Genomic DNA, 16,174 nt, shown 5'->3' with positions numbered 1-16,174 from the left:
GCCTCCGGGGGGCTGGGCGCCGGCGAGCAGCCGCTCCAGGTAGAACCGGTAGACCTCGGCGAACTGGGCCAGGACGGCCGGATGGATGACGCTCTCGCTGGCGGCGATGAGGATGGAGCGCAGGACGCCTTTGGACCGGACGGCGCTGAGGGTGACCGGCAGCGGCGGAGCGAGGCAGGGGATGAACTCTCCCGCCGGATCCGGCAGGTCGATTGCGAGGATGCCGCCATCGAACTTCGCCGAGCGTTCGAAGCTCTCCTCCGCCAGCAGAACCCTCCCGGCTTTGTCGAGAGAGCCCGATGCCGCCTTGCGGAAGCCCGGACCGCTCTCCTCCATATAGATGGAGGCATTTTTGGTGCCGTACCGTTCCAGCGCGAGCAGCAAGGCCGCGGCGAGAGTCGAAGGGTCGGCGGCGGAATCAAGATCTCTCAAAATCCAGCCGTGCGAGTCGGGATATACCGCCGCGCGGTCCCAGCTCGGCATACCCCAGGAAGGCTGCCGTCCGGCCTCCAGCCGGATGCCTCGGGCATCGCCCGGCGAGAAGTCCCCGCTCTCGCCGGCGAGATAGCCGGCCCGCCGCGAGCAGGTGCTCGGCCGGCACCGACTCCCGGTCTGCCGCGACAATCAAGCCGGCATCGCCTTCTGCACAGGTCACGAGCACGATTCTCATCTTGGCGCTCCGGCCGATCGGGCGCCGCGATTCTCTGCGGAGCCTCTCCTCCAGGTCCTCCCGGGAGCAGGCATGCTCCACCCAGCCTCGGGCGGCGGCGCGGAAGTCCGGGCTCGCGTCCTTCAGCAGCAGCCGCTCGCTGCGGGCGACCGCGGCCGGATCGTCCAGCCGGATGATCCATACTTGGGTTGCGGCTGCGCGGTCAAGCTCCGCAGCCGGTGCCATCCGTGTGGCGTTCATTATTATTCCCCCTGTCTATTTGGCCGAATATCCGGCATCTACGGCTATCGTCGTTCCCGTGACCCTCTGCGACCCGTCGCTTGCCAGCCATACCATCGCTTCGGCTACATCCCTCGGCGAGACGACGGTATTGAGCGCCACGGATTCCAGATCGATCGCCTCCTGGTCGCCCAGCCGGATGCCGAGCGAGTCGGCCACGACCTTGGTCATATGCCCGTCCAATCGCTCGTCGTCGTACACCGGGCCCGGGCAGATGGCGTTGACCCGTATGTTCCGGGGGGCGTAGTCCAGCGCCGCCGACTTGGTCAATCCCACCAGGCCGTGCTTCGAGGCGACGTAGCCGGCAAAATGCTTGTAACCGAGCAGCCCCGCGGTCGACGCGATATTGATGATGCTCCCGTGCCCCTGCTCCAGCAGGATCGGAGCGGCCGCCTTGATGACCCTCCATGGTCCCGACAGATTGACGTTGAGCAGAATTTCCCATTCCTCGCTCTCGTACAGATGAGCCGCCTTGCCGGCTGGAGCTCCGATGCCGGCGTTGTTGACAACCGCGTCGATGCGGCCGAACCGGCCGACCGCCTCCTCCACGAGCTCCCGGACGTCGTCCATCTCGCACATATCCGCGAGGCGCGCCACTACGCTCGCTCCGGCTTCGCGGCAGCTGCGGACGGTCGTCTCGAGCTGGTCGGACGAGGACAGCGGATACGGCACGGAATCGATGGGGACGCCGATATCCGTGAGGACGAGATCGGCGCCCTCCTCGGCGGCCAGAATCGCGCAGGCTCTGCCGATGCCGCGGCCGGCTCCGGTAATGAGAATGACCTTGTCTTTGAGCCTAGCCATGTGGATGCGCGCCCTCCTTGCCGGCGAGCTCGCGAGCCATGACGGCTGTCGCCTGCTCCGGCGTTCCGGTGATGTACATATGCTCGCCCTGCACCTCGACCAGCTTGAAGCCGCCCGTCGTGAAGTCTTCCCAACGCTCCACCGCTTCCTTGGACACGAACGAATCTCCGGCTGCATACAGGGCTGTAATCGGAGCCTTCAGCATGACTCCCGGTACGGCCGCATAGGTCTCGTCCATCTCGAAGTCGGCCCGAAGCGCCGGCATCAGCAGCTCCCTCAGATCCGGAATGGAAAAAGCGTGATGCGTATAGCCGGTCAGCTTGGCGACCTCCTCCAGGAACCGGTCGTCGTCATACGAAGACATGGAATAGCTTCGCGTTCCGCCGGGGGACGAGGCCGCGCTGACGAACAGCCGGAGCACCGGCACCTTTCCGCCCGTTTCCAGCCGGCTGGCGACCTCGAAGGCCATCGTCGCGCCGAGGAAGCAGTGGCCGAACAGCGCCGCCGGCCTGCCGTCGCTCTGCGCCTCGATCATCCGGGCGAAATCGTCGGCGGCGGCCTGAATGCGGCGGTAAGGCTCCTCGGCGATCTGGCGCTCCCTTCCCGGGAGCTGGATGGGAACGACCTCGGCGGAATCGCCCAAAAGCTCGTTCCAGCCGTTGTAGAAGCTGGCCCCCGCCCCCGCGAAAGGAAAGCAGAACAGACGGATGTCAGATCTAGTATTTTGTGACATAAATGTATCACCCCTCCAAATTTTGATCTTTTTCATTATAGCTCATTTTTTTGATTCGAATAGTGATTTTTAACGGGAGGATTCGACAAGAAACATAGGAAGGAAGCGGCTTTCCCGCCTTTCCCGTCGTCGAAACGGGGGGGCTTGCGGCGGGTTTTCCGCCCTGCTCCGGCGTTGTGAGATCTTGCGCCATGGCAAACGACAGGATTCGATAATGGGAGCGTCGAAGTAGTCGTCAGATGAGAGAAGATTTCGTAAATGCAATCGGAAGCGAGGATTTGTTGCCATGGTGGAGATTTACGCGGTCGAGATCCCTTCCGGCATGGAAAGAAGCCGGCTGGAAGAGCTTGCAGCCTTGGCCGGGCCGGAAAAACGGAGGCGGATTCTCCGCTATCATCGGCAGGAGGACGCGCTCCGGTCGCTGGTCGCCGACCTCCTGGCGCGGACAGTGCTCATGGACAAATGCGGCCTTGCCGCTGCGGAGATCGAGTTCGCCTGCAGCGAATACGGCAAGCCGTATCTGCGAAGCGGCGGGAGCTGGGCGTTCAACGTCTCCCACGCGGGGAAATGGGCCGCAGCCGCCTTCTCGCAGCGGGCCGAGGTCGGCATCGACATCGAGGAGATCCGTCCCGCCGCCATGGAGATCGCCGAGTCGTTTTTCGCGCCTGCGGAGGTCGGCAGCCTGCAGTCATGTCCGCCCGATGAGAGGCTGGCGTTTTTTTACGACCTGTGGACGCTCAAGGAAAGCTATGTCAAGTTCGTGGGCAAGGGCCTGTCGCTGCCGCTGGACTCGTTTGCCATGCGGATGGGAACGGACGGCTCCATTGCCGTCGACTCCGCTCTGCCCATGGCGGCGCATTTCCGCCAGTACGAGCTCGATCCGGGCTACAAGCTGTCCGTCTGCTCCGGCGTTCCGGACTTTGCCGGCCATGCGGAAGTCGTTTCGTTTGCGGAGCTGGAGGAGCGGCTGGGACGGTAAGCCGGATGGCTGCGCCTCAAAAAGAAGGGAAGCCCCTGCGAAGGGGCTTCCCTTTTTGCTCTCGCAACAAAACTCCGTGGAAGGTCGCCCTCGTCGAGAACCGCCCTCTGGGAGGCACCTGCGCCCTGCGCGGCTGCGATCCCAAGAAGGTGCTGGCCGGCGCGGCGGAGCTGGTGGATTGGAACCGCCGAATGAAGGGCAAGGGCGTAACGGGCGATGCGTCCATCTCCTGGCCGGAGCTGATGGCTTTCAAAAACGGCTTTATCGAAGGCGTGCCGGAATCCAGGGAGAAGGAATTCCGGGAGGCGGGCATTGAGGTATGGAAAGGGACGGCGAGGTTCGCGTCGGAGGATATCATCGAGGTCGGCGAAGCCCGGCTGAAAGGAAGCCGTATCCTTCTCGCCACGGGAGCGCGGCCTGCCTCGCTCGGAATCGAAGGCGAAGAGCTGCTCGCGACCAGCGACGAATTCCTGGAGCTGGAGGAGCTGCCGGAGGAGATCGTATTCATCGGCGGCGGATATATCTCGTTCGAGTTCGCCCATATGGCGGCGCGCGCCGGAGCGAAGGTCCATATCCTGCATCGAGGGAAGCGGCCGCTGGCCGGCTTCGATCCGGATCTGGTCGACCGCCTCGTCCAAGCGACGGAGGCTCTCGGCGTAGACATCCATCTGGGAGCGGCGGTGCAGTCGATAGCGGCAGAACCGGGAGGCGGCTTGACCGTTCAAGCGGAAAAGGACGGCAAGCTCCTCCGGCTGGCCTGCCGGCTTGCCGTGCACGGAGCCGGCCGGGTCGCCAACGTGGACGGGCTTGATCTGCCCAAAGGCTCCGTGGAGGGCGGCAGCGCCGGCATCAAGGTCCACTCCTGGCTGCAGAGCGTCAGCAATCCGCGCGTCTACGCGGCCGGCGACTGCGCGGATACGCAAGGGCCTCCGCTGACCCCGATATCTTCGGTGGAGTCAGCCGCAGCGGCCCGCAACATGCTGCAGGGCAGCCGCCAGGAGCCGAATTACAGCGAGGTGCCGACCGTCGTCTTTACCGTGCCCAAGCTGGCGTCGGTGGGCCTCTCGGAGAAGCAGGCGCTGGAGCGGGGCTTGAACGTGGCCGTGAACAAGCTGGATGCGGCCTCATGGTACACGTACAAGCGGACCAATGAGCAAGCGGTCATGATGAAGGTCATCCTGGACGCGGATTCGGACCAGGTTCTGGGCGCCCATCTGCTGGGAAGCACGGCGGACGAGCTGGTGAACCATTTCGCGGCCGCGATCCGCTTCGGGTTGACGGGCAAGGACATCTCCTCCGTCCTGTTCGCGTACCCGAGCGCGGCGTCGGATCTGACCTATCTCGTCCAAGGAAAAGAATAAAGCGGCTCCCGCACCATGGCGGCAGCCGCGTCGAAGCGTCCTTCGGGACGCTTTTTTGCCTGGTTCACGCACAACGAGGAAGGGGACTCAGCCTTTATAGCTGTCCTGCCAGCGGAGCAGCCTCCTCTCGAGAAATTGGACAAGAGAATCCGACAGCTTGCCGACAAGGGCAAAAATCGTGATGCCGACGAACACGACATCCGTCGCCATGAAGGCGCGCGCGTCCTGGATCATATAACCGACTCCGCTGTCGGCGCCGAGCAGCTCCGCGACGACGAGGCAGAGCCAGGCGATGCTGAGCGAGAGACGGATGCCGAGCAGGATGTTCGGCAGCGCCGCCGGCAGCACGAGCCGGGTCATCTGGCGATAGCGGCTGAACTCCAGCACCCGCGCCACATCGAACAGCTTGGCGTCGACGTTGCGGACGCCGAGGAACGTGTTCACGTAGAGAGGGAAGAAGGCTCCAAGCGAGATGAGCAGCACCTTGGACAGCTCCCCGAAGCCGAACCACATGATGAACAGCGGCGTAATGGCCAGCAGCGGCACGGTGCGAAGCATCTGCACGGTCGGATTGACGACCTCCTCGAAGCGGCGGTACATGCCGACGAACAGGCCGAGCAGGAGGCCGGTGCCGCCGCCGAGCAGGAAGCCGAGCGAAGCCCGAATGAGGCTGATCCGCAGATGATGGGGCAGCTCGCCCGATCGGGCAAGCGCGGCATACTGCTTGAGGATAAGCCAAGGCGAGGAGAAGAGCTGCTCCGAGATCAGTCCCGCGGAGCTGAGCCATTGCCAGACGGCGACGATCAAGGCCGGGAGAACGGCGCCCCGCAGGAAGACGCCGCGGCGTTTTCTCCGGTGAGCCGGGGGCTTCGCTTCCAGAGCGGTTTCCGGAGCTGCCAAGGATACGGACATAGGGACATCACCTTCCTTTTTTTATCAGGGAATCGGGATAATGGCAGCAGCTGCGCTTAGTTGAAGGGGAATCGGCCGTTAGGCAAGATCCCGGATGTTCATGCGAGCCCAAAAGAACTTAAATGCTGTAGGCTTCCTGCTCCTGCCTCTGCTCCAGATGGCCCAGCACGGCCGTCCGCAGCTCCGTAAAGGAGCGGCTGGAGCGCGAGCGCGGATAAGGCAGGTCGATCGGTACGGAAGCCTTGATGCGGCCGGGCTTCGTATCCATGACGACGACGCGGGTCGAGAGGAATACGGCCTCGTCGATATCATGCGTGACCAGCAGCATCGAGGTTTTGCGGGTCTGCCAGATATCCAGAAGAGCCTCCTGAAGATGCGCTCTCGTGAAGGCGTCCAGCGCGCCGAAGGGCTCGTCGAGCAGCAGCGCCTTCGGCTGCCGCAAGAGAGCCCGCGCGATGGCGACCCGCTGCGACATGCCTCCCGACAACTGGCGGGGGTAGGCTTTCTCGAAGCCGCCGAGCTTGACGAGAGCGATCAGCTCGTCGGTCCTCCTGCGGACGTCGGCATTCCGGAGGGACAGGTCGGCCGCGATGTTCTGCTCCGCCGTCAGCCAGGGGAAGAGGCGATGCTCCTGAAAAATGACTCCCTTCTCCTGGGACGGACCGCGGACCGCCTCTCCTTCCAGCAGCACTTCGCCCTCGTAATCGGAATCCAATCCGGCGACGATCTTCAGCAGCGTGCTCTTGCCGCAGCCGCTCGGTCCGATCAAAGTCGTGAAATCTCCTTCCCGGACGGTCAGGTCTACGCGGTCCAGCACATGCGTATCGGCATGGCCGCTCCGGAACGTCTTGCTGACGCCTTTTATCTCCACTGCAGGTTGCATGCATGCTCCCTCCCCTTCGGCTTTTTTGAGTCCAGGCGAAAAAAAAAGAGACCGGCAGCAATGGATATGCATGCCGAATCTCCAGTCGCTCCGGTCGATTCCTTTACAGGCTGATCAAGTATTCAACTTGTGGCTCATCTTAGCATCGCGGATTCCGGGCTGTCAATAACCGATTGGGAAAGTGGGAATTAAGGAGCTCGACGGTCCCGTCTTCTTCTCATGCCTGGAGGGATGCGTTACACTGGAGGGAACGATAACAAGCTCAAGGACATCATGGAGGAACGTCATGCCCAGAAATCAAAGGAAGGACCAGCTGCTGAGGGAGGAGCGGCGGCAGCAGATTCTTGAAGCCGCGGCCCGCATCTTCGCCCGCAGAGGCATGCTGACCAAGATCAGCGACATCGCCGCCGGAGCGAAGCTGAGCCAGGGACATGTCTATAATTACTTCAAGTCCAAGGACGAGATTCTGCTCGCCGTCATCGAACAGGGGCAGCTCGGCTACGGCGTTGTCCTGCGGGAAACGATCTCCATGCCAGGCAGCGCGGAGGACAAATTCCGTTGCTTGGCGGAACGCTCCCTGCCCAGCGGCGGAAGCCCGGACATGTATCTGGTGCTGCTGCAGGCCTTGTTCACGGATCTGCTCCCGGCTCAGGACAAAGCGGTCATTCTGGAAAGAGCGGACGGCAACCTCCAGCTGCTGGTGGAGCTGATTCGCGAAGGGCAGGAGGACGGCTCGGTCATGCCTGGCGATCCCGTGCAGCTGGCCACCTTGCTCGGCACGCTGATCCAGAACCTGATGCTGCTGGATATGCGGGGTTACGCGCCGGCGACCAAGGAGACGATCGAGCTGCTGCTGAAGATGATTCGCCCGGCGCCGGATGCCGCTGCCGAAAATTTGGAAAAATGAGGGTTGACATCTTTGGCGGCATGCTGATACGATTTGGTCAATCCACAGAGTGAATGGAAACTCATTCGGTGAACGATTTTCTCGATCGTCTCTCATCGTCTTTCTTTGAATCGACTGGACGTCCAGAGATTCAGGCCCGCATCGGCTTGAATTCTTGGGACGTCCCTTTTTTTTAATCTTAATACCAAGAATTCAGGTAGGAATATAATTTATTCATTTCAGGAGGTTGGTTCATGAGCCAGACCATTCCGTTTTCCCGCCATTATTTTCCGTCCCGCGAATTCCGTGCGGGAGCAAGAGAGCTTCGCAGGCAGCCGGATGGCTTGTCCGGCGAGCGGCCGTACACGCTGTTCACGCTGAAGCCGCTTGGACCGATCATTGGAGCCGAGATCGAAGGCGTGAATTTGGCTGAACCGCTGGAGCCTGACGTCAAAGCCGAGCTCCAGCGAGCGTTTTTGGAGTGGAAGGTGCTGTTCTTCCGCAATCAGCCGATTACGAGCGAGCAGCAGCTTGCTTTCGCCCGGGAATGGGGGGAGCTGGAGAAGCATCCCTTCCTGCCGAAGGGCAGCGCGGACGAGATTACCCGTTTCGAGAAAGATGCCACGATGACCGGCAACGAAAATGTATGGCATACGGATGTGACCTGGAGGCTGGAGCCTGCTCTCGGCTCGGTCCTGCGCCTGTCGGAGGTGCCTCCGCTTGGGGGAGATACGCTCTGGGCGGACATGGGGGCTGCCTATGACAACCTGCCGGAAGAAATCAGGCAGAGAATCGACGGGCTGTCTGCCATTCATGACTTCACCCCTTCCTTCGGCAGGTTCATGACGCCGGAGGTGCTGGCCGCCAAGCAGGAGGAGTTCCCCGCCGCCGAGCATCCTGTCGTCCGGACGCATCCCGAGACCGGGCGCAAGACGCTGTTCGTCAACGCGGCGTTCACGGTGCGCATCGTCGGGCTGGAAGAGGAAGAGAGCGAGCAGCTGCTCGGTTGCTTGTTCCGTCAGGCCCATGTTCCCGAGTATCAGGTCAGGTTCCGCTGGGAGCCGCATTCCATCGCGCTCTGGGACAACCGGGCGACGCAGCATTATGCGGCTTCCGATTACTTCCCTAACCGCAGGGTGGCGGAACGGGTGTCCATCGCGGGCGGCCGGCCTTACTGAGCATCGTTCGGAGTGAGCGGAGCTAGAGAGTATTTGAGACTAGAGAGTGTATGGAGCCGGAGAGTGTATGGGCTAGACAGTGAGAGAGAGGGGCTTAAGAGCCAGGGAGAGGGGCAGAGAAGATGAAGAGAAACCGTACAGCCGGCATCGCGTTCGCCGCTGCGATCGTGCTCGGCCTGGTTCTCGCGGGATGCGGCAGCGGCCATTCCAATACGCAGGCTTCCGCAGGACAAGGGAAAGCGGCTGCGGCCAAAGCCCCCGAGCAGGGCGGCGAACCGGTCAAGGTCCATATCGCCCTCAACGGAGGACTCAGTCCGCTTATCATCGCCCAGGAGAAAGGGTGGCTGGACGAAGCCTTCAAGTCCCATCATGCGGAAGCGGTCTGGAGCAAGTTCACCAGCGGTCCGCCGCTGCTGGAATCTCTGGTCTCGGGGCGGGTGGATCTCAGCTGGCTTGGCGATGGAGCCGCCATATCGGGGGTCGCCAACAAGCTTCCTTTCGAGGTGATCGGGCTCATCAGCGAAGGGAGAGACTTGAACACCATTCTCGTCCCGACGGACAGTCCGATCGCCTCCGTCGAGAATCTGAAGGGGAAGACGGTCGGCGCCGCCAAAGGAACGACCTCTCATGTGTTTCTTATCAAAGTGCTGCAGGCAGCGGGCTTGACCCAGCAGGATGTCAAGATCATCAATCTTCAGTTCGACGATGGGCAGGCGGCCTTCGAGGCCGGCAAGCTGGACGCCTGGGTTACAATCGATCCTTATGTGACCTTGAACGTGCAGCAGAAAAAAGCAAGCGTGCTGGATGTCAAAACGGAGATCTACGCCCCGGTGTCCATGATCGCGCATACGGAATTCGCGAAGGAGCATCCCGATCTGGTCGTCGAGTTCCTGAAGCAGTACGACAAGGCGGTCAAATGGCAGAATGACAACCTCGACGAGGCTGCCGGGCTGTACGCCGCGCAGACGAAGATTCCGGCCGGCATCATCAAGCAGGTGCTCTCTCGCAGTGCGACCAGGCTGTCCGCTTATACGCCGGAGTCGCTTCAGGCTCAGGAAGAGTCGGCAGGCATCCTGCTGCAAAACCAGTTCTTGAAGCAGAAGGCGGACTTCAAATCTGCCATCAATGACTCTTTCGTCATCGAGGCGCTGAAATAACGGTGCCTGTCAAAAACGATATCGCGGCATAGCCGCCAAGGAGGAGAAGAACATGAGCGAAGCCGTTCAAAATCAAGAGGTTCAACTGGAGATTGCGCCTGCGGCAGGACGCATCGGAGCGGAGATCAGAGGAATCAAGCTGTCCGCCAGCCTGCAAGGCGATGAGTTGAAAGCCATCGAGGAAGCCCTGCTCTCTTACAAGGTGCTGTTCTTCCGCGGGCAGAGCCACCTGGACGACGCGGGCCAGGAAGCATTCGCGAAGCTTCTGGGCGACTTGTACGCCCACCCGACCGTACCGGTCAAAAACGGCACGAATGCGGTCCTTGAACTGGATTCCGAGCATGGCGGCCGCGCCAACTCCTGGCATACCGACGTGACCTTCGTGGATGCCTATCCCAAGGCATCCGTCCTGAGGGCGGTTGTCGTGCCTCCTGCCGGGGGAGATACGGTATGGGCCAATACGGCGGCGGCCTACAACGATCTGACGCCGGAGCTGCAGGAGCTGGCGAACAGCCTGCGGGCGATCCACAGCAACGCGTACGATTATGCGGCTGTGCGCCGGGATGCGACGGCCGAGCAGATTCGCCGGCATCGCGAGGTGTTCGCTTCGACGGTCTATGAAACCGAGCATCCGGTTGTCCGCGTCCATCCGGAGACGGGCGAGCGCCATCTGCTGCTGGGCCACTTCGTGAAGCGGATCGCGGGGTTCAAAACGCCGGATTCCGACCGGCTCCTTGCCATTCTGCAAGAGCATGTGACCAGGCTGGAGAACACGGTACGCTGGCGCTGGTCTCCCGGGGACGTCGTTATCTGGGATAACCGCGCCACCCAGCATTACGCCGTCAACGATTACGGCAGCCAGCATCGCGTCGTCAGGCGGGTGACCGTAGCCGGCGACGTTCCGGTCGGCCTTGACGGCCGCCGCAGCCGCGTCATTCAGCCTGCGCCGCTGGAGGAGGAGCAGGAAAAGGTATCCTGAAAAGCAGAAGCCGGCGTGGGCGACGGCCGGAAAGACCAGCCGTCATCGGCTGGTCTTTTATTGCTCCTTCGTTGAAGCGTCTGGCTGGCGGAGCGGTCAGACTCGTGCTTGTCGGATGGAGGTGAGGGATGAAGCGAAGGAATCCTGTCCGCCCTGGCGGACACGGATTTGCGCTGTCATGCCGAGCGGAAGTCCACCTCGGAGGCGGAAGGATTGGCGGCGAACGAACGGAACTTATCGTTGTACCGGCCGATGATCTGGAGACCGCTCTCCCCGCCCTGGCCCCAGGTGCTGTGCCCGTCCTTCACGACGGCCACCTCATAGCCGCGGTCATGGGCTCCCTTGGCCGTCGCCGCAATGCACATGTCGGTCTGGAGGCCGGCCATGACCAGTCTCCCGACTCCAAGCCGAGTGAGCACCTCCTGCAGGTCCGTGTTCTGGAAAGCGTCGGGGACATGCTTCTGGATCGTCGGCTCCCCAGCTGTGGGCGCGATCCGAGGGTGGATGCCCCATCCGGTGCTGCCGGTCGCCAAAGGATAGCCTTCGTCCTCATTGTGCTGGACATAGATTACAGGGGCATCGCTTGCTTTGGCTTTCCCGATGAGGCTCTCGATGCGCTCAAGCAAGCCTGGGCCGTCATGCATCGGTTCCGGTTCCTCGAACATGCCGTTCTGGACATCGATGACCAGCAGGGCTGTAACCTTGCTCATGATTCCGACCTCTTTCCATATTCAGGTTTTTATCCCCTTTATTATATAGGAACAAACGTTCTTTCTGCAATCCGTGTAGTCAAAAAAAGCCAGCCGGATGAGTCCGGCTGGCTTGGCTGCGACTGGGACAGGCTGAGCTGATCCCGCTGGCCGCCTCCGTTCCTTACTCCGCTTCGCCGACGAGCGAGAAGCGCTCGCCGCGATGGGCGGGACTTTCAATCTCGTCCACAAGCGCGACGGCATAATCCGCATAGCTGATGTAGCTGTCTCCTTTGGCGTTGACCGTCAGGCGATCGCCGCCTTTCCGATAGGAGCCCGTGCGCTTGCCCTCCGCATGGAAGAAGGCGGCGGGGCTGATGAACGTCCAATCCAGTCCTTGCGATTGCTGAAGGTCGGTCAGGTTCTGTCCTTGGTTCGAAGCGGTCGCAAAATACTCTTTAGGGAAATCAGGCGTGTCCATGACGCGTACCGAATGCGCCTCGTCGACGAACAGGCTGCCTGCGCCTCCGACTACGATGAGGCGGGTATCGCTTCCCGTCAGCAGCTGGATCAGCTTTCTGCCTGCTTCGACGTGGAGATGTTCCTGGCCGGGAGCGGCGCCGAATGCATTGACGACGACATCGAACGGACGGAGGTCTTCAGGTTTCAGGTCAAAGACTTCCTTTTCCAGCATCTGCAGCGAAAGGTTTTTCACCTTAGAGGCGTCCCGCACGATCGCGGTCACCTGATGCCCCCTGTTGACGGCTTCTTCCGCAATCAGGCTTCCTGCTTTGCCGCTCGCTCCGATAATACCGATCTTCATGCTTGTATCCTCCTCGAATGGGTTCGTATTTAGTATTCCCGACGCCGAATCGACCAAACGCGACCGCCTGAGGAGGCGGAAATAGGGCTTCCGGCAACGTTATAACTATTATGGTTACAACTAGTTCGTTTTGTCCATTATTTTGTGGCGGGGAAAGGACAGCGGGCCTATAGGTGAAGTATGATGAAGGCAATAGGAAAGGCTTGGAAAGGGGAGGGCAGGGATGGATTCATGCTCCTGTGCGGGAGACAGGGACCAAGGAGAGACGGCTCGCAGGCTGTCCGGAGTGTCGATCCGCAATAACGATGCTTCCGTGAGGCTTCGATCCGGAGAGGCGGCGTCGATCCCGGCCGCTGACGGAGGTCCGGAGGGGCGGGAGGGAATGCCGAGAGAGATCCCCGACGCTGCCGCCGAGGTGCGCCGTGAGCTCGTGCTTCTGCCCGGAGGCAGCTTCCGGATGGGCAACGACGCCCAGGACGGGTTTCCTGCTGATGGAGAGGGTCCGTCGCGGAGCGTGACGCTCGATCCGTTTCGAATCGCGCCTTATGCAGTCACCAATGCCCAGTTCGCAGCCTTTGTCCGCGACACCGGATACGTCACGGAGGCGGAGGCGTTCGGCTGGTCGTTCGTGTTCCAGCTGCTCGTATCCGAAGAGATCGGACGCCGGGTAAGCCGCGTTCCGGCCGGCGTTCCCTGGTGGCTGGTCGTGGAAGGTGCCAGCTGGAGAGCGCCGGAGGGACCGGATTCCACTATCCGCGATCGCGGCGACCATCCTGCCGTGCATGTATCCTGGAATGACGCGCAGGCGTTCTGTTCCTGGTCCGGCACGAGGCTTCCCAGCGAAGCGGAGTGGGAATACGCCGCCCGCGGCGGTCTCGAGGGCAGAACATATCCATGGGGAGATCTGCTGAAGCCGGATGGAGAACATCGCTGCAATATCTGGCAAGGGAAATTTCCTGTCAAAAACAATGCCGGCGACGGTTACGTCGGAACCGCCCCCGTCCATGCCTACCTTCCCAACGGATATGGCTTGTACAATATGGCCGGCAATGTGTGGGAATGGTGCCGGGATTGGTTCGCCCCCGATTACCATCGCCAGACGAAGGAGGTAAATCCCTTCTACGCGGAGGATACCGGCAAAAAATCCATCCGGGGCGGGTCCTACCTATGCCACCGCTCCTACTGCAACCGGTACCGCGTAGCGGCGCGCAGCTCCAATACGCCGGACAGCTCCATGGGCAATGCCGGCTTCCGGGTGGCGGCGGATTGCTGAGCCTTTCTTTGCAAGCAGGGCTTCGGTCCGACCCGAATGCCGATTCCATCTGTATAAGGTTAGAAAACCTGTCCATGGGGGCAGGTTTTTTTGAGCTGGAGAGATTCCATTTCAGCCGTTCCGGAAGGTATTCCGTTCATGGACATAGAAGGAAACAAACACGGAAAATGTCGGGTTTTCAATTTATTATTCAATAAATCTGGAATTTTATTCGAATTATTATCTTCATGGTCAGGCTGACTATTCTTACATGGGGGAACGTGGCAGTAATGGAAAGCAAACTCTTTTTCATCGCTACAGACGATTTTGTTGCATTGAACCCGGATCTCCAGAGAGAGATATACATGGAATACTATAAACTCGTTTATTCTCCGATCATCTACATGGTCAAGGATCATGCGACAGCGGAGGACATCATCCAGATTTCCTTCCTCAAAGTAATCAAGAAGAGGCCGGCGGCGGAAAACGAAGCCAAGCTGAAGGCTTGGATTCATGTTGTCGTAAAAAAATACGGTTTATGATTTTTTCAAAAAATCGAAAAAAAATCGCAACGAAATGGATTCGGATCATGTTTACATTAACGAAAGCCCCGTTTACGCGACGGAAGCAGGCGACATCGAAAGCCAAATCGAGCTCAAGCTTATGATAGAGGCTCTGGAGAAGTATCTCGAGGACATCAAGCCCGAATACAAATCCTTGATCGAGCTTCGCTGGAAGCGGGACCTAAGCTACAAGGAAATCGCCCTCAGGCTGGACACGACGGAAGAAACGGTGAAATACAAGCTTTTCCGGGTGAGGGAAGCGATGAGGAAGAGATTTTTGAAGGAATGGGAGGCGGAAAAATGAAAAGCGACGAAGAATTCGACCAGTTGTTCGACCGGGCGATAGCCGAGGCCTCCGGCAAGCATGAATTCGTGCCCGATCCGGAGATATCCTGGATGAAGGTCAAGAAGCAGCTTGGACGCAGGGCAAAAAGGCGTTCCCGGATGAAGATGCTTCCTTATATCGCAGCTTCGTTACTGGTAGGAGCAGTCCTGTTGGGAGCTCCAGTGCAATCGCAGGCGTTTCCTTTCTTCCATGCGGTCAAGTCCATCCAGGATGACGTCGTGAAGCTGATCTTCGGATCGGACGGCGACAATGCGGTCAAACCGAAAACGGCGCCCCCTCCGGAGCATTCGGGGCCGGAGGGCAGCACCGATGAGCCGGGCGGAGCAACCGAGCAGCAAAGCTTCCACAGCCTGAAGGATGCCAAAGCGCATGCGGATATGGAGTTCCCCGCGATGAATTATGTCCCTGATGGGTACGAGCTGAAAGAAGCCATGATTCTAAGCAGCAAAAAAGGCAAGTCGGAAAGCGCCATTCTGAACTACAGCAATGGCGAGGGCAAGATATTCACGGTCACGGTGCGGAAGGTCAGGGCGGGTGAATTGGTCACAACAGGCGGCGAACTCAACGGCAAAGCGGATTATCAGGAAATCAAAATCGACGGCATTAATGGGTATCTCTTTCACTCGGAAAATGACATGGGAGTGAGCCTTGAATACATGAAGAGCGATCTGTTTATCTTGATATACGGAGAGTTATCTCCGGAAGAAATTACGCAGATAGCCGAAGATATCTATTGAGAGGAGGAAGGATTGAAGGGCAGGGGTTCGGGACGAAGCCGCGGCAACAGGCCTTGATGTCTTAAACCTTCGATAATCTTTTGAGCGACGCGAAGCGTGCCTTTGCATTTTTCGCTCTCTCCGAAGTGGTTGCTGAAGATGGCGCTGATGCGGAAGGAAAGCTCCTCGGCAGTTATATTATCATGAATGTGGCACACGATTGCCCTCACCTCGTGCTTGTATTCATCGGGAGGACAGCAGTATGATCGCAACAGATTAAAGGGATCCCACTCGTTCACGACGTCTCTAATCAGTTCAAACATACGCAGTCAATCCCCTCTCGCGTGATAGCGTTCTAGTCGATTGTGAAGACTTTCCTCATAAGAAAAGCGGAGTCGTTATGTTGAACTCCGCTTATTTTTGTTATGGAATAATGAATTAAGTCTTAGCTGCAGAGAAGGTTGGCGGTGTAGGCCGACGCCTGCTCGGTCACGGAACCGTTTTTGACGAAGTGTACGATCTTGCCGCGGTAGTAGTACCCTGTTTCACCTGTGCGGAGGACGGAATTCTGGAATACGTTCGTATCTTTGGAACTCAATGTAGCTAGCACTCCAGAGTCGATCCATTGGGTTCCCGTCCACTTTTGCAGCTGGAAGGTAGCGCCTAATTCCGAGACCGTCGTTTTGGACTGGGTCATCGCCGTTAATGTTATGACTCCTTTTTCGGAATAGATAGATTCATTGCCATAGCCGAGATAGGTATAACTGTCGTAGTAACCAAAGGTGGAGAATACCGGAGGAGGAGGCGATGTTTTGGCTCCGTCAGCCGAAGCTGCCGACAACGGTGAGCTCATGGAACCGAATATCAAGGCCGCTGCGAAAAAAACGCTCCAGAAAATGCCGATGATCCTTACGTTACGATACATGCTAAATCAGCCTCCAYTATGCCACTCCGGCGGCCTTCG

The 16,174-nt window shown here is 59.6% G+C and carries 20 protein-coding genes; 10 read left to right on the top strand and 10 right to left on the bottom strand.

What is annotated here, in order from left to right; translation table 11 throughout:
- The 4 genes from BN871_RS11280 to BN871_RS11265 all read right to left on the bottom strand — a co-directional run.
- On the bottom strand, nucleotides 1-432 hold a 432-nt coding region (locus BN871_RS11280; RefSeq protein WP_048746035.1), incomplete at its 3' end, for a hypothetical protein.
- Complete coding sequence (locus BN871_RS11275; protein WP_048746034.1) at nucleotides 419-910, bottom strand: hypothetical protein; 492 nt, start codon at nucleotides 908-910, stop codon at nucleotides 419-421. The genes BN871_RS11280 and BN871_RS11275, both read right to left, overlap by 14 nt.
- Nucleotides 911-925: 15 nt before the next feature.
- On the bottom strand, nucleotides 926-1,753 hold the full coding sequence (locus tag BN871_RS11270) for an SDR family oxidoreductase (RefSeq protein ID WP_048746033.1): 828 nt from the start codon (nucleotides 1,751-1,753) through the stop codon (nucleotides 926-928).
- Nucleotides 1,746-2,486 (bottom strand): thioesterase II family protein, encoded by a 741-nt coding sequence (locus BN871_RS11265; protein ID WP_048746031.1) that lies wholly within the window; start codon nucleotides 2,484-2,486, stop codon nucleotides 1,746-1,748. Before BN871_RS11265 ends, BN871_RS11270 begins: the two co-directional genes overlap by 8 nt.
- Before the next feature lie 286 nt (nucleotides 2,487-2,772).
- Between BN871_RS11265 and BN871_RS11260 the strand changes: the two genes are divergently transcribed.
- Both BN871_RS11260 and BN871_RS11255 read left to right on the top strand, forming a co-directional pair.
- On the top strand, nucleotides 2,773-3,465 hold the full coding sequence (locus BN871_RS11260; protein ID WP_021880191.1) for a 4'-phosphopantetheinyl transferase superfamily protein: 693 nt from the start codon (nucleotides 2,773-2,775) through the stop codon (nucleotides 3,463-3,465).
- Between the two features lie 5 nt (nucleotides 3,466-3,470).
- Entirely contained in the window at nucleotides 3,471-4,826 is a 1,356-nt protein-coding gene (locus BN871_RS11255; RefSeq protein ID WP_048746029.1) for an NAD(P)/FAD-dependent oxidoreductase, read from the top strand.
- Between the two features lie 87 nt (nucleotides 4,827-4,913).
- Here BN871_RS11255 and BN871_RS11250 read toward each other — a convergent pair whose 3' ends face one another.
- Together BN871_RS11250 and BN871_RS11245 are read right to left on the bottom strand one after the other, a co-directional pair.
- On the bottom strand, nucleotides 4,914-5,738 hold the full coding sequence (locus tag BN871_RS11250) for an ABC transporter permease (protein ID WP_021879691.1): 825 nt from the start codon (nucleotides 5,736-5,738) through the stop codon (nucleotides 4,914-4,916).
- A 118-nt stretch (nucleotides 5,739-5,856) separates the two neighbouring features.
- Complete coding sequence (locus BN871_RS11245) at nucleotides 5,857-6,621, bottom strand: ABC transporter ATP-binding protein (RefSeq protein WP_048746023.1); 765 nt, start codon at nucleotides 6,619-6,621, stop codon at nucleotides 5,857-5,859.
- Between the two features lie 286 nt (nucleotides 6,622-6,907).
- Between BN871_RS11245 and BN871_RS11240 the strand changes: the two genes are divergently transcribed.
- The 4 genes from BN871_RS11240 to BN871_RS11225 all read left to right on the top strand — a co-directional run bounded on the left by BN871_RS11240 (nucleotide 6,908) and on the right by BN871_RS11225 (nucleotide 10,821).
- Nucleotides 6,908-7,528 carry a TetR/AcrR family transcriptional regulator gene (locus BN871_RS11240; RefSeq protein WP_048746021.1) on the top strand — a complete coding sequence of 207 codons (621 nt, stop codon included), beginning with the start codon at nucleotides 6,908-6,910 and terminating at the stop codon, nucleotides 7,526-7,528.
- A 233-nt stretch (nucleotides 7,529-7,761) separates the two neighbouring features.
- Entirely contained in the window at nucleotides 7,762-8,685 is a 924-nt protein-coding gene (locus BN871_RS11235; protein WP_048746019.1) for a TauD/TfdA family dioxygenase, read from the top strand.
- A 122-nt stretch (nucleotides 8,686-8,807) separates the two neighbouring features.
- Entirely contained in the window at nucleotides 8,808-9,842 is a 1,035-nt protein-coding gene (locus BN871_RS11230) for an aliphatic sulfonate ABC transporter substrate-binding protein (protein ID WP_048746018.1), read from the top strand.
- A 52-nt stretch (nucleotides 9,843-9,894) separates the two neighbouring features.
- Complete coding sequence (locus BN871_RS11225) at nucleotides 9,895-10,821, top strand: TauD/TfdA family dioxygenase (protein WP_048746017.1); 927 nt, start codon at nucleotides 9,895-9,897, stop codon at nucleotides 10,819-10,821.
- A gap of 176 nt (nucleotides 10,822-10,997) precedes the next feature.
- Here BN871_RS11225 and BN871_RS11220 read toward each other — a convergent pair whose 3' ends face one another.
- Nucleotides 10,998-11,531, bottom strand: coding sequence for a cysteine hydrolase family protein (locus BN871_RS11220; RefSeq protein ID WP_048746015.1), 534 nt, complete (start codon nucleotides 11,529-11,531; stop codon nucleotides 10,998-11,000).
- 163 nt (nucleotides 11,532-11,694) lie between these two features.
- Nucleotides 11,695-12,333, bottom strand: a complete 639-nt coding sequence (locus BN871_RS11215; RefSeq protein ID WP_048746014.1) for an NAD(P)-dependent oxidoreductase — start codon at nucleotides 12,331-12,333, stop codon at nucleotides 11,695-11,697.
- Between the two features lie 382 nt (nucleotides 12,334-12,715).
- Here BN871_RS11215 and BN871_RS11210 point away from each other — a divergent pair, with 382 nt between their 5' ends.
- From BN871_RS11210 to BN871_RS11200, 4 genes are all read left to right on the top strand, one after another.
- Complete coding sequence (locus BN871_RS11210; RefSeq protein WP_174806390.1) at nucleotides 12,716-13,606, top strand: formylglycine-generating enzyme family protein; 891 nt, start codon at nucleotides 12,716-12,718, stop codon at nucleotides 13,604-13,606.
- 269 nt (nucleotides 13,607-13,875) lie between these two features.
- Nucleotides 13,876-14,127, top strand: coding sequence for an RNA polymerase sigma factor (locus tag BN871_RS26800; protein ID WP_198158036.1), 252 nt, complete (start codon nucleotides 13,876-13,878; stop codon nucleotides 14,125-14,127).
- Nucleotides 14,128-14,161: 34 nt separating this feature from the next.
- On the top strand, nucleotides 14,162-14,452 hold the full coding sequence (locus BN871_RS26795; protein ID WP_083436385.1) for an RNA polymerase sigma factor: 291 nt from the start codon (nucleotides 14,162-14,164) through the stop codon (nucleotides 14,450-14,452).
- Nucleotides 14,453-14,544: 92 nt separating this feature from the next.
- Nucleotides 14,545-15,231 carry a DUF4367 domain-containing protein gene (locus BN871_RS11200; protein ID WP_198158035.1) on the top strand — a complete coding sequence of 229 codons (687 nt, stop codon included), beginning with the start codon at nucleotides 14,545-14,547 and terminating at the stop codon, nucleotides 15,229-15,231.
- On the opposite strand, the gene BN871_RS11195 is transcribed toward BN871_RS11200, so the two are convergent.
- Complete coding sequence (locus BN871_RS11195) at nucleotides 15,225-15,533, bottom strand: DUF1871 family protein (protein ID WP_021879702.1); 309 nt, start codon at nucleotides 15,531-15,533, stop codon at nucleotides 15,225-15,227. The two genes, BN871_RS11200 and BN871_RS11195, sit on opposite strands and share 7 nt — an antisense overlap.
- Before the next feature lie 122 nt (nucleotides 15,534-15,655).
- Nucleotides 15,656-16,135, bottom strand: a complete 480-nt coding sequence (locus BN871_RS27630) for a hypothetical protein (protein WP_021879703.1) — start codon at nucleotides 16,133-16,135, stop codon at nucleotides 15,656-15,658.
- Nucleotides 16,136-16,174 lie beyond the last annotated feature (39 nt).

Source organism: Paenibacillus sp. P22 (genome assembly GCF_000469945.2).
GTDB classification, from domain to species: domain Bacteria; phylum Bacillota; class Bacilli; order Paenibacillales; family Paenibacillaceae; genus Paenibacillus_O; species Paenibacillus_O humicus.
This window is presented reverse-complemented; position numbering and strand designations above follow the sequence as displayed.

Excerpts from the sequence above, each read along its gene's own strand:
- BN871_RS11275 (WP_048746034.1), bottom strand. The coding sequence starts at position 910 with ATGAACGCCACACGGATGGCACCGGCTGCGGAGCTTGACCGCGCAGCC.
- BN871_RS11270 (WP_048746033.1), bottom strand. The coding sequence starts at position 1,753 with ATGGCTAGGCTCAAAGACAAGGTCATTCTCATTACCGGAGCCGGCCGC.
- BN871_RS11265 (WP_048746031.1), bottom strand. The coding sequence starts at position 2,486 with ATGTCACAAAATACTAGATCTGACATCCGTCTGTTCTGCTTTCCTTTC.
- BN871_RS11260 (WP_021880191.1), top strand. The coding sequence starts at position 2,773 with ATGGTGGAGATTTACGCGGTCGAGATCCCTTCCGGCATGGAAAGAAGC.
- BN871_RS11255 (WP_048746029.1), top strand. The coding sequence starts at position 3,471 with ATGGCTGCGCCTCAAAAAGAAGGGAAGCCCCTGCGAAGGGGCTTCCCT.
- BN871_RS11250 (WP_021879691.1), bottom strand. The coding sequence starts at position 5,738 with ATGTCCGTATCCTTGGCAGCTCCGGAAACCGCTCTGGAAGCGAAGCCC.
- BN871_RS11245 (WP_048746023.1), bottom strand. The coding sequence starts at position 6,621 with ATGCAACCTGCAGTGGAGATAAAAGGCGTCAGCAAGACGTTCCGGAGC.
- BN871_RS11240 (WP_048746021.1), top strand. The coding sequence starts at position 6,908 with ATGCCCAGAAATCAAAGGAAGGACCAGCTGCTGAGGGAGGAGCGGCGG.
- BN871_RS11235 (WP_048746019.1), top strand. The coding sequence starts at position 7,762 with ATGAGCCAGACCATTCCGTTTTCCCGCCATTATTTTCCGTCCCGCGAA.
- BN871_RS11230 (WP_048746018.1), top strand. The coding sequence starts at position 8,808 with ATGAAGAGAAACCGTACAGCCGGCATCGCGTTCGCCGCTGCGATCGTG.
- BN871_RS11225 (WP_048746017.1), top strand. The coding sequence starts at position 9,895 with ATGAGCGAAGCCGTTCAAAATCAAGAGGTTCAACTGGAGATTGCGCCT.
- BN871_RS11220 (WP_048746015.1), bottom strand. The coding sequence starts at position 11,531 with ATGAGCAAGGTTACAGCCCTGCTGGTCATCGATGTCCAGAACGGCATG.
- BN871_RS11215 (WP_048746014.1), bottom strand. The coding sequence starts at position 12,333 with ATGAAGATCGGTATTATCGGAGCGAGCGGCAAAGCAGGAAGCCTGATT.
- BN871_RS11210 (WP_174806390.1), top strand. The coding sequence starts at position 12,716 with ATGCCGAGAGAGATCCCCGACGCTGCCGCCGAGGTGCGCCGTGAGCTC.
- BN871_RS26800 (WP_198158036.1), top strand. The coding sequence starts at position 13,876 with ATGGAAAGCAAACTCTTTTTCATCGCTACAGACGATTTTGTTGCATTG.
- BN871_RS26795 (WP_083436385.1), top strand. The coding sequence starts at position 14,162 with ATGGATTCGGATCATGTTTACATTAACGAAAGCCCCGTTTACGCGACG.
- BN871_RS11200 (WP_198158035.1), top strand. The coding sequence starts at position 14,545 with ATGAAGGTCAAGAAGCAGCTTGGACGCAGGGCAAAAAGGCGTTCCCGG.
- BN871_RS11195 (WP_021879702.1), bottom strand. The coding sequence starts at position 15,533 with ATGTTTGAACTGATTAGAGACGTCGTGAACGAGTGGGATCCCTTTAAT.
- BN871_RS27630 (WP_021879703.1), bottom strand. The coding sequence starts at position 16,135 with ATGTATCGTAACGTAAGGATCATCGGCATTTTCTGGAGCGTTTTTTTC.